The following is a 13,996-nucleotide window of genomic DNA, read 5'->3' on the forward strand; positions in this document are numbered from 1 at the left end:
CTATCTCCCCTCTTAAGTTTTTTAGATTAAATCCCTTTTTGCCCTGTTGTAAGCTAATCATATAGTCCCATAGACAAATATTTTTCTCCTCCATCTGGTGCCACTGTTACCACCTTTTTGCCATTTCCAAGCTCTTCGGCCACTTGTATTGCTGCAGCTATATTGGCACCTGAAGATATTCCAACTAATATTCCTTCTTCTTTTCCCATAAGCCTAGCATATTTAAAGGCTGTTTCATCTGTTATGGTAATTATTTTATCTACCAGCTCTGGTATATATATATCCGGTACAAATCCTGCGCCTATGCCTTGTATTTTATGTGCTCCGGTTTGACCTCCCGATAAAACTGGTGAAGATGCTGGCTCTACTGCAATAATTTTTACATTCTTATCGCGTCCCTTTAAATTTTCTCCTACCCCTGCAAGTGTTCCAGCTGTGCCAACTCCCGCTACAAATGCATCTACATGCTGTAAATCCTCTAATATTTCTTCTGCAGTAGTTTCATAATGTTTTTTAGGATTTGCTTTATTTATAAACTGCTGTGGTATATAATATCCTCTTTTATTTTTAGCAATTTCATAAGCTTTTTCTATAGCACCCTTCATACCTTTAGTACCATCTGTCAAAATCAATTCTGCTCCATAAGCCTTTATCATATTTCTTCTCTCTACACTCATGGTCTCAGGCATAACAATTATAACTTTATAACCTTTCAATTTTCCTATCATGGCAAGGGCTATCCCTGTATTACCACTGGTAGGCTCAACTATAGTTCCCCCTTTTTCTATAAGGCCATCTTTTTCTGCTTCTTCAATCATTCCAAGGGCAGCTCTATCTTTAATACTTCCACCTGGATTATATTTTTCAAGCTTAACGTATATTTCAGCTGAATCTTTATTTTTAAAATTATCCAATTTAAATAAAGGTGTAGCTCCTATCATATCTATGGCATTATTAAATATCATTTTTATTCCTCCTAATAACTTTTAATAATTTAATATTTTAGTGAAATACTTTAAATTTCAACATAAAAAAAACTCCCTCTCTATACTCTATAGAGACGAAGTATTACTCCGTGGTTCCACTCTTTTTAGATCTCCTGACCTCACTCATCAAACACAACACTATGTTCTATCACTATAACGGGTGAATCCGATACAACCTACTATCAGTTCGGTCAATAACTCCAAAGAGCACTTCATTTAAATTCCATTTAGAAGCCTTTCAGCCTACAGCTTCCTCTCTGTGAAACTTTATTTAAACTACTTTTCTTTTTCAAAGTATTTCTGACTATTTTACTATAATTTATATATTTATATTATACAACTACCTAAGTTTTTGTCAACGTTTTTTTATATTTTATTGTAAAATTTAAAAATATATTTCATAATATATCCTGCTTTAAATCTATGAATAAAATCAAGCTATTTTATCCAGGCACTGGAATTAGCTAATACCCACATCCTATTCAAAGTGTGAGATAGACATTTCCCATGAGCAAACTCTATCTGAACTTCTGAATCACTTGATTCTATGTGTGAATAATACAGAATTGATTTCTCCCCCCAAAATAGTTATAACAGATAGTATAAAAAGCCATGTCATAAGCATTATAGCTGCCCCTATGCTTCCATATATTATAGAATAATTGGCAAAATTATTTACATAAAATGCAAAACCCATAGATGCTATTACAATACCAACAGTGGAAAAAAATGCTCCAGGCATTACTTCCCTCCATCTAAGCTTTACATTAGGAGTATACCGATATACTGCTGAAAAAATAAATATAGTTGAAAAAAGAATCATTAAATACCTGAATATATTCCACATAAAATTAAATTCTTTAGAAAATCCTAAATTAAATGCTAGGAAACTACCTATAATTCGCCCGAATACCAGCAGCAATATGGTAATTATTATTATAACCGTTATTCCCAGCGTGCATACCATGGATATAGCATAAATTTTTAGTACAGATCGGCTTTCTTTTTTATTATAGGCCTTATTAAGCCCCTTTATCACTGAATGAAATCCTCCTGATGAAGACCATATGGTAAGAGCTAAACTACTAAATAGTAATTTTATATCTCTCGTATCAGTTATTCTTATTATGGTAGTTTTTATCAACTGTAATATATTCTCAGGCAATATATAACTTAGACTACTGAGTATATTACTACTGCTTATATCACTATACCCTATGATACTTATAATAAATATTAAAAAGGGGAAAAAAGAAAATATTAAGCTGTAAGCCAATTGGGAGGCTAGTGCCAATACATCATCCTCTATAAATCTAAAGATAAAGGCCTTTAGTCCATTAAATGATAATGAATTTTTTTTCACATATACACCTCCACCAATTTATCAGGTTTATCTGGTTTAAATTCAAGATTTGATATTTTAAAATTATATTTATATTATATTATATTATCATTATATTATTATAATTTTTTATTTTAGTATGTTAAATTATAAATAAATGTATTGAATATGCTTTTTAAAACAATTAAACTTAACTATGGAGATATTTTTATAAAGAAAGGAGGGTAAAAGTGAAAAAATTTATCAAAAGTTTTGTAATATTGTGTATAGTTTATGTAATTACCCAGGGTTTTTGTCATAAAATTGTACTTGCATCAGATAACGAAAACGACCCTTCCTCAATTACTTATAGTATTCCTAGTGAAACCACTTTGGAACAAGATAAAAATTCGGATGATTTATCGGAAAATAGCGCTGTAGATACTCAGAATCAAAATAATATTGATTTAAATAAAGAGAATTCAACCCAGGATACTAAATCCAAAACCGACACATATTATGATGAAGATTCATCAAACAGTAATACATATAGCGAAAGTATTGCCAAGAAAACTACTACATCCGATAATGAAAACGAAGATGTACAGTATAATACATTGATTAAATACAATGTGTCTCTAACTAAAAAATGGAAAATAATGTTTAATCAGCCAGTGGATCTGAACTCTCTAGAAAAGAACATAAAATTAGTTGATAAAAATAATACAGAAGTTCCTATAACTTTATCCCTAGAAGATAATGGCACATCCGTTATTGTAACTCCCAAAAATACCTATGATGCCGAATCAGAATATATACTGACTGTGGGAAAAGATGTAGTATCCATGTATAATAAAAAACTTAAAAATCCAACTACAGTAGAATTCAAAACATCCCCTGCCATAGCATCTATTGATGACATAAATGTAACTATAGATCAGGAAGCTTCCTATAGTCTTCCAACAGAAGTAGAAGCTAAACTGTCAAATAATTCAACTACTTCCGTAGGTGTATGCTGGGATAAATCTGTAGAAAGGACAAGTATCCCTGGTAATTATACTTACACAGGTACAGTAGAGGGCTATGACAAATCAGTAACCCTAAATTTGACCATAAAGCCCTTTGAGCCTGTAGAATCTATTTCCAATGAATATAGAACCCAGTCTACAATTGGGACAAACCTCTATAATTATTTTATGAACTATGATAATAGACAATCTGTTTTAAACAGAGCTATTGAGCTTCACAGGGGAATCACCAGCAATAACTGTGTATATTTTGCTAGCGAAGGACTCCGCAGGGCAGGACTAACTGATCTTCCAAATTATGTGGCAAATACTGTTACACTCACATCCCAACTGGAGAGCAGAGGATGGAATAGTTCTACAGATTTCTCCATACTTCTGCCTGGAGATATATGTTTTACAACTTCCTATGGAAATGGTCCAACTCATGCCTATACATTTATGGGATGGGTTAGTGAAGGTAGTTATGACTATGCTTATGTCTGTGATAATCAGGGTTATGATTATGGATATAATGACTACCACATAAGAAATGTAAGTATTGCTACACCAACTAAAGACGCTACATGGTATTTTATGTACACGGTTTAAAATATAAAAAGAACTTAAATAATTGAATTCTCATACCGCTGACAGTTACATTTGTCAGCGGTTTTTGTTCTTCACAAAATAAATTAGCCCATATGTCTTTTAAAACACATGGGCTTGTAATCAATCATTAAAAACCTATCATTTCAATATAAAATTAAATGACGCTAAAACTTTTTCAAAAGAGATAATAGCACTACATACATGAATAAAACAATTGTGATTTAAACTGTAGACGTTGTCATTAAAGCATAAATCGACACATTAACTACCAATCACACAACATCCAATATCAGTTACTCAATGTACCATTATCATCCCAACACACATTATCTCCATCTTCTCTAAGGTGATTTAAAACCTTGCCTATTCCCTCTCTAGTATAGGAACTTACTCGGAAAATTGTTTTACAGCCTGCAAGCTTCAGCCAATATTCAGCTTGGTTAGCATTAGCATCAGACCTGTCTATCTGTGTTACTATACCTACAACCTCTCTGTTTACACAAGGTGCAATATTAGGTGGAAATATAGAATAAGGTTCTATGGCACTAAGTAAAAGCCCTACTACATCTGCCTCATAGGAATATATAGCAAGTGCACTTCCCAAGGACCTATTTTCTGCATATTCCCCCGGAGTATCAATAACTGCATCATAGTGATTGATATACTGAGTCTTATGATAAACTATATCCTGTCCTCTTAATGCCTGAGTCAAAGTAGTTTTTCCACATCCACTTCTACCAAATAATATTATTTTCCTCATACAATCTCACCTACGTTCTTGTTATTTCACATACTGTAAAAAAAAGCTTGTCCCTGCAATAATTTGCAACTGCTTTCATAGCAGACTCAACTTCTGCAACTCCTCCTGTTATAATAAGCGTTCCACTGAATCTGTCTACAAAGCCAATGTCTATGTTAGCTGCTTTAGAAGCAATGTCTCCTGTAATGATTGCAGTTTCGCTGGGACTCATACATACAATTCCAATAGCTGCCTTTCCATAATCAATGGTAGGATTTAATCCTAGCTTTTTATATATAATATCATCAGGACTGGCAATTATGTGTGCAATTGTGATTTGCTTACCTGGAACAGTTTCCTGAATAATTCTCACTTTACCTTCTTGTGCCAGTATATTTTGTAAATCCATGTCACAATCTCCTTTTCGACTTTTTCGATATTAGTTAAGTTAATAATACGCCACTAATGCGTATTTGTCAACTACGGAGAGGAAGTTATACCAGGATAAATAGGTGAAAATTTATAGCTCTATAAACAAAATTAGGTTTCATAAAATTTCTATATATTTTAATTTGCCTATAAAATTTTATATATCAATATCCTTATAATAGTATTTAGAAAAATATCCTATATATAAGGGAAAATACATCTTCCATGCCACATAGTAAAAGAACCTGGATACCCAAGTTCTTTTACTATATTTTTAAGAGGAGTAACTTTATCATGTTACTTTAGTATTTATCAATAATTTGGTAATGACTATTTAAAATATCTATTTAACAATCCCTGGAATGCACTTCCGTGTCTTGCTTCATCTTTACACATTTCATGCACTGTATCATGAATTGCATCATAGTTTAATTGTTTAGCAAGAGTTGCTAAATCCTTTTTCCCCTTACAGGCTCCTTCTTCTGCATCTACTCTCATCTGTAAATTTTTCTTTGTATCTGCTACTACGACTTCTCCTAACAATTCTGCAAATTTAGCAGCATGTTCTGCTTCTTCAAAAGCTATTCTCTTATATGCTTCTGCAACTTCTGGATATCCTTCTCTATCTGCCTGACGGCTCATAGCTAAATACATTCCAACCTCTGAACATTCTCCTGTAAAGTTAGCTCTTAATTCTTCTACTACTTTTGGATCCACATCTTTTGCAACACCTATTACATGCTCATCTGCCCAACTGATTGCTCCAGCTTCTTTCTTTTCCATGAACTTTTCTGCTGGTGCACCACAAACCGGACATTTTGCTGGAGGTGTATCCCCCTCATGAACATAACCACATACTGTACAAACAAATTTTTTCATTATAAATTCCTCCCTATATATTTATATTATATAATTATTTTTATAAGTTTCTTTTAACAATTATTATTATATAATATATATTATTATATTGCAAGAGGTTTTTAAAATTTTTTTATTTCTTTTAATATTTCTTTTTCTACCTTGTTACAATCAGGTACATAGCTTTTTAATATATCCATATCTCCTCTTAACATATATCTCCCCAAAAATGCAGGAATAAGCACACTATCTCCTGTAAATACAGGAAGCACTCCTCCTTCATATATTAAGTTTCCACAACCCCGAACACATGTAAATATATAAAATCTCCCCTCATCACTTTCCTCTACTGCCTCTGTATGAATATTATATAATTCTAAGGAAAATTCCCTGCAAAGACATAAATAAGTTTTTTCATAACCTTTTCTTTTCAGCGTAACCCCTCTGCTTTTTTCCCCTTTTAAATTCAAGTTTATTACATGTAGAGCTTTTTCAATATGGAGCTCCCTTTCTCTTCCATAATCATAAATTCTATAGGTTATATCACTATTTTGCTGAATTTCTGCTACAATCACCCCTGCCCCTATAGCATGAACTAGTCCGCTTTTTATAAAATATACATCTCCTCTATTTACAGGCACTTTATTTAAATGTTTTTCTAGGATTCCCTGTTTAATGGCACTTTTAAGTTCAGCTCCACTTATTATATTTTTAGTACCTAGTATCAAGCTGGCTCCTTCAGCTGCTGCCATTACATACCAAGCTTCCGATTTTCCCCAATCCTTTTCCACATTATTGGCGTATATATTATCAGGATGAACTTGTATGGAAAGTTTATCTCTTGCATTAATGAGTTTTACGAGAAGTGGAAATCTATCCAATTTAATTTTTCTTCCTAAAAGCCTCTCTCCTTCCTTTAGAATAAGCTCATCAAACCTAGCACCCTTTAACTTTCCATTTGCTACTATTCCCATACCATTTTTGTGACATGCTATATCCCAGCTTTCCCCTATTTTTCCCTCCGGCAGATTACTTCTAAATAGTTCCAGATCTCTTCCTCCCCAAATTTTACTGTAATATAAGTTTTCGAACTTAATTGGATATAACATAATTCATCTCCTTATATTTAAGATTTAATGATTATGTTATATACTTATAAAAGCTAAAACATTATTATTACATAATATAAGCTTAAGTAATCTCATCAAAAAATAAAAAAAACCTTCTGACAGTTAACTTGCCAGGAGATCTCTTATGATGAAATCCTCTTAAACAACAATTTCAAAATACCCTAATTAATTTTTAATATATTTTTTTATTTCTTCAAAACCAAGTTTGCTTAAACTACTAACTCTAAATATAGTTTCTGCCCCTGCCATACTTAACATTTCTTCTACCATTTTAACACTATCCATATCCTCACAAAGATCCATCTTGGTTATTATACCTATAACAGGTTTAGCAAATATACCGGCAAAGCTTGGAGGAAATACACTTTCCATACTTGTACAATCCTGACAAATAGCCATAATATCACAATCCGCTGAAATAATTGTAAGTGATCCATACCACTTGTTTTCTATATATTGTCCCGGTGTATCTATAAATGTACCATTTATAATATCTGTAGTTTGAGTACTTCTATAGCTCATTTCTTCAATACTTACATCCTGTCCACTTATAGCTTTACACAAAGTGGTTTTTCCCGAGCCTGTTTTCCCTATTACCATTACAATTTTCATGATAACTCCCCTATTGGTTATATTTAGTAAAATATTCCAATATTTTATTCAATATTCTCTTTAAATAAATCATCTTATCTAAACTACCCCATTTTTAATTTTATGCTTGAAATAAATATTTGTCAATACTAACGTTTCAAGTTTATCCAAAGGCTGTAATTTACTCTCCTCTATTCCAAAGCGGAACATAATAACTGCTGTTCGCTTAGATAAGTTTTTCTAAGGCTCAGATGGACAAAGCATTATTTGCTTAAGGCTTATTCATATAACTTGTAACTATATACTTCATAAATACATATAATTTAATTAACAGTAAAAAATAGGAGTTGTATATATGTACGATTATGACTACTTGAGATTTGAAGACGACCCCATGTACGATGAAGTTAACTATGAAGATACTACTTATGATGACATACCCGAAATGTTAGATCCCATGAATCAATTTTATTGCCCTTATCTTCAGTTTTATGCATTTCACCCGCCTATGTATATGCCTAATATGCCTAGACAGCAAAGTCCTCACAGGCTTCCACCAGGACCTCCTCCAGCTCATACTCCTTTTAAAAAAAATGCCAGTACAACAAAATCATCCTTAAGACCATGCTTATTTAAATATACTCATATATGGCCAAAAAGAGGTAATCCATTTTGGGCATGGATTACCCACGTAGACAGAAACAGTATTTCTGGTTATAGGTGGTACAGAAATAGATGGACCTATTTTGGTATGAGCATAAGACAAATAGAAAGTTTTATATGTCAATAATCATTCAGGGACACTTCAGTCCCTGTTAATTTTCCTATTTATCCGAGGGCCACTACTTCTTAAAATGGAGTATTAAGAATGTTACGCTCCTAGATAAGTCCTTCTACGGTTCAGATGGAGAAAAGCATTTCTCATGTAAAAACTCCATCTAAACCCCTCAATCACTTGATTTCAAATAAGTTTTACTATTTTCTTCTGATAAACACTCTTTTTTCAGACAAAGCTCTCTGTATAAATCCATCAAACTTACGTGTTTTACACTTTCAGAACTATATCCTCCTATTTTAAATGCCAATTGTATAGAAAGTCCCAAGGTTAATGCAATTATAAGAGTTCCTATGCCAACAGGGCCTCCTAAAAAATACCCTATAATCAATACACTTCCTTCTATAAACGTCCTTATCATCCATACAGGCTTATCTGTTTTTTTCACCAGCCCCTCCATTAAACTGTCTCTGGGACCTGCACCCAGGTTTACTTTCAAGTAAAAATATGTTGCCCACCCTATTACTAAGATGCCTATACCCAGCATAAGTATTCGTACTATCAATGCATCTGCTGTCCTTATGATATTAAATTTTTCAATTATATCAATAAAAAACCCTATAAATATCATATTAAATACACTGGCCAGTCCCAAAGGTACACCCATAAAGTAGCATATCACCAATATTAAAATTCCTACTAACTGTGATACCTGCCCTAATGTAAAGATACTATGTTTTACTATCCCTACATGTAATACATCCCAGGGACCCATTCCTAAATTACAGTGCAAAGTCAATAATATTCCTATAGAATATAGGATCAGCCCAAAAAATAAAGAAGGCATTTTTTTTATGAGCTGAATCATTATGTATTTTTTATTTTCCCTAGTATTATTCATTTTAAGTTCTCCTATTAATATATTAATATACGTTGCATTTTATGTTAACATCTTAATTTAATAATTTCAATAAATTCATTATTAAATATATAACTTGTACACTAAATATTTATTGATTACGAACTTTTATTGCTATATGAAAATTTCACACCAAATAAATATATAAATATACTAAGTACTATTATGTACATTATAATATATATTGGATGAATCATCCAGGAAGAACTGGTATTATAAATAGAAAGAGTTCCAAAAAATATGAATATACCTCCTGCTGTCCACTTTATGTATTTATCTGGAATATGCTTATATATCCAGGCTCCACCTATAATCCCTATACTATCTGCAATAATCATTCCCAGTGTTGTCCCTATAAATGTTAATATAGGCTCATTTCCTTTTGCAGATATAGTTATTGTCATAAGTTGAGTTTTATCTCCCATTTCTGCTAAAAAGAAAGCTATAATAACTGTGACAATCGGTCCAAATCTGCTCCTATTACTACTTTCTCCATCAATCTTATCTCCCCTTAAAGTCCAGAGGCCAAAAATCAAAAAAGATATTGCAGCTGCTATATTTACTATCTTCATAGATATGAGAGAACTCAAATAACTTCCTACTGCTACTGCTAGTCCATGGTTAAAAATAGTAGCTATAAGTACTCCTGATAACACCTCCTTTATTTTGTACTTACTTGCCATGGCCATAGCGAGTAATTGAGTTTTATCTCCCATTTCTGCAATAACCACAAGCAGCAGTGCTTGTATAAATGTATCCATTAAATCTACCTCCTAAAATATAAAAGAGACTTTTAGCACAATGAAATTTATTACATTTAAAATTTTTCAACATAAATCATTTATACTAAAAAATTTTAAATATATAAATAACACTGTGTTAAAAGTCTCACTTGACTGATATCAGCCATGATAAAGCCAGACCAAAAATAAGGTCAGTATGTTGACTCTATCTCCACTATAGGGCAGTTACTCCCTTTTAACATCTGAATTTATAATCTTTTCTTTAATGATTCTATCATAGTTTTTAAACGTAGTAAACTATATTTTAGACATTAATTTTTAAGGAATTTTTACTATGTTTTTTCACCAGATAAAATAACCACTGTCGTTATAATACATATTGCTCCTATCCATTCCATTATTCCAAAGCTTATATGGAGCCACAAAACAGATAAAAACACCGAGGATAAAGGTTCAACACAGGCCAACACATTTGTCTCTGAAGGTTTTATATGTTTTGTGCTTTCCATGTAGCACCAAAAAGGAATTAACGTTCCAAATATCACCACAAAAATAACTCCAGATATGGAAGCTCCAGACCATTGTCCTGTAAAATCCCAGGGGTGATAAAACAAACTGAATGTTAGTCCTCCAATAAGCATACCCCATCCAACTACAACAATAGAATCCCACTTACTCAAGAGAGAACAAGGCTGTAATGTATAAAAAGCCAATGCAAAAGCAGAACTAAGACCCCAAAATAACCCCAGCTTAGAAATAGACAAGGCATGAACATTTCCATGGGTAATTATAAAAAAAGTGCCTACTATAGCTAAAATAATAGCCACTGCTTGTCTCAAACCCGGAATCTTTTTTAAAAATACAGCTAGATAACAAGTAATTATAACCATTGATAAGTACTGAAGTATAGTTGCTGTGGCAGCATTTGAATATTTAATAGCAGCAAAATATGTATATTGTACTCCCAGCATACCTATGATACTAAATAAGATAAGGTTAAATCTGTGATGTCTATATTTCCATATGTCCCATATATCTTTCTTTAATTTGAAAAAAGCATAGCATAATAAAATTATTCCTGATAGTAATAACCTAATTACCACAAGCCATTCTGGAGTAAATCTTTTTTGGAATAGATACTGGGCAACGGTACCCGATACTCCCCACAGCACAGCTGCAAATATTACAAGTACTATTCCTTTTGTTCGTGATTGAACCTTTGCTGCACCCTCAACAAGCATATATCCTTACCTACCTTCTTTATAACAATTAACAAAAATTATAAATATACACGCTCCCATTAACTATTTCTCTTAAAAGAATTCCATGATTTCATCATAGGAGTAAAAATTTCAAGTAAATCAATTTTACTTGTACTATTAATTATTTTATCAATAAATTTATCTAATAATTTATTATCCAAATTTTTAATTATGAAATCCAGGTTATGATTATTCAGATTCTCTAAAAATCTTCTTAAGGCTAGTGAATTATTGTAATTTCGAAATAAAGGTTTTACAAGCTCTTCATACTTACCTAAATTACACAAATCATAAGCTGAATAGATTCCTGTCAATATGGAAGTAAATTGCCCGAATCCAAGTCCCGGAGACATTGCTCCAAAACAATTCCCTACAAAATATGTATTCTCAATTTTAGGTTTACAGCATATACCCATCATATATCTCGCGATTTGAAATCCATCAGTTATTTTAAAGTCTTGCTTTAAATCTTTACAGGCCATACTATAAAATTCATTCCATATGTCATTTATATCCAATTTTATATTATTAGGGAATTCTGGATAAGCAATAACTAAATTGGCCTCCTTTTCAGAAAAAGGCAGCAGCCATGCATATCCCATTGGTATTATATCATAATTAAACCACACATGGGGGATATTTGTACAAAACTCTCCCTCAACTGTGACCCCCTTTATACTACAAGTAAGATCACATCTATAATTTCCAAGCTTTACAGCATAATCTCCATCTCCAGGTGCTAAAATTACATATTCAAATTCTTTACATAATTGCTCATATTCATAAGTAGAATTAAAATTTATTTTGGAATTTACCTGTTTTGCCAATTGACACTCATAGGAATTATCATGTCTTCCTCTAATATTCAAATAACCTAAAGCTCCCTCAATATTTCCTTTTTCATTTTTAGAATGAAAAATCAACTTTTCAACTCTGTCTGTAGGTTTTAAATATATATGATGACTATCTTTCAAGTATCTTAGTTCATCTTTAATGGGCCTGTTCAATATGCTAAAAGTAGCTTCTCCATTGACAAATCTATCTCCCACCCTGTTCCGTTTTTCAAAAATAATTGGCTTCATTCCATTTTTTTCTAACGTTATAGCACAGGATAATCCCGACATTCCAGCACCCATAATTGCAATTTCCAAATTGAACACCTCTTAAATTTATATATTTATATTTGTTATACCCATTTAATATATATCATATTCTTATATGAATTTTTGCCACAAAATTTATTTTAAGTTCATATTTTTATTTATGCTATCTATTTGATTTAAAAAAATTAAATAAATGCTAAGGTTAGTTTTTCCACATATATAATTTATATTTTATACATAAGTGCAATTGCAAACAGAAAAAATAATCATATATATTTAGAATTTGGAGGGATTTATATTGGAAAATACACATGATTTTCATTCACCCGCAACAAATCTCATTGGCATTGGAGCCATTAAAGATTTAACATTAGAATTGATGCCTTATAAATTGAGCAAGGCTTTAATTGTTACAGACAAGAATATAATAAAACTGGGTTATGTTGAAACAATAGAAAAAATATTAAAAAGTTTATTTATCTCTTACGATATATTTGATGGTATTTTGCATCCAAATTGTACTATTTCATTTGTGGAAGATGCCCTTGCCTATTTTAAAAAGGGATTAAATATATTAAAACGAAACTACCACATCATAATATCTATAGGAGGTGGAACTAATCATGATTGTGCAAAAGCTGTAGCTATTATGGCAACAAATGGCGGCTCTATAGAGGATTATGAAGGATATGAAAAAATGAAAAATCCTGCTCTGCCAGTAATATCAATAAACACTACCTCTGGTTCAGGATCTGAAATATCCAATTTTGCAATTATAGAGGATGAAAGTAGAAAGGTAAAAATGACTATAGGAGATTCTAAAATGATGCCTATTATATCTGTAAATGATCCTATGTTTATGCAAACTATGCCTCCAGATGTGACCGCAAGCTCAGGTATTGACGTTCTAACTCATTCAATAGAAGGATTTGTATCTACTGAGGCTTCACCTATTACAGATAGCCTGGCATTGAAATCTATGAAATTAGTTTTTAAGTATTTAAAAAGAGCCTATGAAAATGGAAATGACCTAGAAGCTAGAGAACAAATGATGTTTGCTAGTGTCATGGCGGGAATGGTTTTTAATAATGCAGGACTTGGATATGTTCATTCCATGTCCCACCAATTAGGAGCACTTTATAATGAAATTCACGGAACTTGTAACGGAATTTTGCTGCCTCATGTATTTGAATTTAATTCTCCATCAATACCTGATGAAAGAATCTTTAATATCAACGAGATGATAGGATTAGAAGCAGAAACAAAAAAAGATGCAGTTAACAATATTAAGCATAGTATTCAAAATCTCTGTGAAGATATTAAACTTCCAGAGCACCTGAGCTCTGTTGGATTCAATGAAAACGACTTAGAATTCATATCCAAAAATGCTCTAAAAGATATATGTTCCCTTACAAATCCAAGAAAAGGAACTCTTACAGATATAATGAATATTTTTAAAGCTGCTATTTAAAATTAATTAAAAGCTTAAACATAGATACCCTATAAGAAAAAGGGCGTTTTCAG

The 13,996-nt window shown here is 31.9% G+C and carries 14 protein-coding genes and 1 other annotated feature; of the genes, 3 read left to right on the forward strand and 11 right to left on the reverse strand.

Annotation, left to right across the window (positions count from 1 at the left end):
- Window positions 1–53 precede the first annotated feature (53 nt).
- Window positions 54–965 carry a cysteine synthase A gene (gene cysK, locus BS101_RS19360; RefSeq protein ID WP_073540285.1) on the reverse strand — a complete coding sequence of 304 codons (912 nt, stop codon included), beginning with the start codon at window positions 963–965 and terminating at the stop codon, window positions 54–56.
- Window positions 966–1,053: 88 nt separating this feature from the next.
- Window positions 1,054–1,288 (reverse strand) — a binding site (T-box leader).
- A gap of 233 nt (window positions 1,289–1,521) precedes the next feature.
- Window positions 1,522–2,349, reverse strand: a complete 828-nt coding sequence (locus BS101_RS19365) for a YihY/virulence factor BrkB family protein (protein WP_073540286.1) — start codon at window positions 2,347–2,349, stop codon at window positions 1,522–1,524.
- 209 nt (window positions 2,350–2,558) lie between these two features.
- Between BS101_RS19365 and BS101_RS19370 the strand changes: the two genes are divergently transcribed.
- Complete coding sequence (locus BS101_RS19370; RefSeq protein WP_073540287.1) at window positions 2,559–3,923, forward strand: Ig-like domain-containing protein; 1,365 nt, start codon at window positions 2,559–2,561, stop codon at window positions 3,921–3,923.
- Between the two features lie 289 nt (window positions 3,924–4,212).
- On the opposite strand, the gene BS101_RS19375 is transcribed toward BS101_RS19370, so the two are convergent.
- The 5 genes from BS101_RS19375 to BS101_RS19395 all read right to left on the reverse strand — a co-directional run bounded on the left by BS101_RS19375 (window position 4,213) and on the right by BS101_RS19395 (window position 7,691).
- The gene (locus BS101_RS19375) at window positions 4,213–4,683 is read right to left on the reverse strand and encodes a EutP/PduV family microcompartment system protein (protein ID WP_012103747.1); all 471 of its coding nucleotides are present in this window, start codon (window positions 4,681–4,683) and stop codon (window positions 4,213–4,215) included.
- A 10-nt stretch (window positions 4,684–4,693) separates the two neighbouring features.
- The gene (locus tag BS101_RS19380) at window positions 4,694–5,071 is read right to left on the reverse strand and encodes a BMC domain-containing protein (protein WP_012103748.1); all 378 of its coding nucleotides are present in this window, start codon (window positions 5,069–5,071) and stop codon (window positions 4,694–4,696) included.
- A gap of 350 nt (window positions 5,072–5,421) precedes the next feature.
- Window positions 5,422–5,970 (reverse strand): NADH peroxidase, encoded by a 549-nt coding sequence (locus BS101_RS19385; RefSeq protein WP_012103749.1) that lies wholly within the window; start codon window positions 5,968–5,970, stop codon window positions 5,422–5,424.
- A 101-nt stretch (window positions 5,971–6,071) separates the two neighbouring features.
- Window positions 6,072–7,058: a type I phosphomannose isomerase catalytic subunit gene (locus BS101_RS19390; protein ID WP_073540288.1), complete on the reverse strand. Its 987-nt coding sequence runs from the start codon at window positions 7,056–7,058 to the stop codon at window positions 6,072–6,074.
- Window positions 7,059–7,244: 186 nt separating this feature from the next.
- The gene (locus tag BS101_RS19395; RefSeq protein ID WP_073540289.1) at window positions 7,245–7,691 is read right to left on the reverse strand and encodes a EutP/PduV family microcompartment system protein; all 447 of its coding nucleotides are present in this window, start codon (window positions 7,689–7,691) and stop codon (window positions 7,245–7,247) included.
- A gap of 334 nt (window positions 7,692–8,025) precedes the next feature.
- Here BS101_RS19395 and BS101_RS19400 point away from each other — a divergent pair, with 334 nt between their 5' ends.
- Window positions 8,026–8,460 carry a hypothetical protein gene (locus BS101_RS19400; RefSeq protein ID WP_073540290.1) on the forward strand — a complete coding sequence of 145 codons (435 nt, stop codon included), beginning with the start codon at window positions 8,026–8,028 and terminating at the stop codon, window positions 8,458–8,460.
- 157 nt (window positions 8,461–8,617) lie between these two features.
- Here BS101_RS19400 and BS101_RS19405 read toward each other — a convergent pair whose 3' ends face one another.
- The 4 genes from BS101_RS19405 to BS101_RS19420 form a co-directional block, all read right to left on the reverse strand.
- Window positions 8,618–9,346: a YczE/YyaS/YitT family protein gene (locus tag BS101_RS19405; RefSeq protein ID WP_073540291.1), complete on the reverse strand. Its 729-nt coding sequence runs from the start codon at window positions 9,344–9,346 to the stop codon at window positions 8,618–8,620.
- Between the two features lie 116 nt (window positions 9,347–9,462).
- Window positions 9,463–10,125, reverse strand: coding sequence for a TMEM165/GDT1 family protein (locus BS101_RS19410; protein WP_073540292.1), 663 nt, complete (start codon window positions 10,123–10,125; stop codon window positions 9,463–9,465).
- A gap of 314 nt (window positions 10,126–10,439) precedes the next feature.
- The gene (locus tag BS101_RS19415; RefSeq protein ID WP_073540293.1) at window positions 10,440–11,348 is read right to left on the reverse strand and encodes a DMT family transporter; all 909 of its coding nucleotides are present in this window, start codon (window positions 11,346–11,348) and stop codon (window positions 10,440–10,442) included.
- A 59-nt stretch (window positions 11,349–11,407) separates the two neighbouring features.
- Window positions 11,408–12,520, reverse strand: coding sequence for an NAD(P)/FAD-dependent oxidoreductase (locus BS101_RS19420; RefSeq protein ID WP_073540294.1), 1,113 nt, complete (start codon window positions 12,518–12,520; stop codon window positions 11,408–11,410).
- A gap of 250 nt (window positions 12,521–12,770) precedes the next feature.
- Here BS101_RS19420 and BS101_RS19425 point away from each other — a divergent pair, with 250 nt between their 5' ends.
- Window positions 12,771–13,943, forward strand: a complete 1,173-nt coding sequence (locus tag BS101_RS19425; RefSeq protein WP_073540295.1) for an iron-containing alcohol dehydrogenase — start codon at window positions 12,771–12,773, stop codon at window positions 13,941–13,943.
- The last annotated feature ends 53 nt before the right edge of the window (window positions 13,944–13,996 follow it).

The sequence above is a fragment of the Clostridium kluyveri genome (assembly GCF_001902295.1).
Classification (GTDB): domain Bacteria; phylum Bacillota; class Clostridia; order Clostridiales; family Clostridiaceae; genus Clostridium_B; species Clostridium_B kluyveri_B.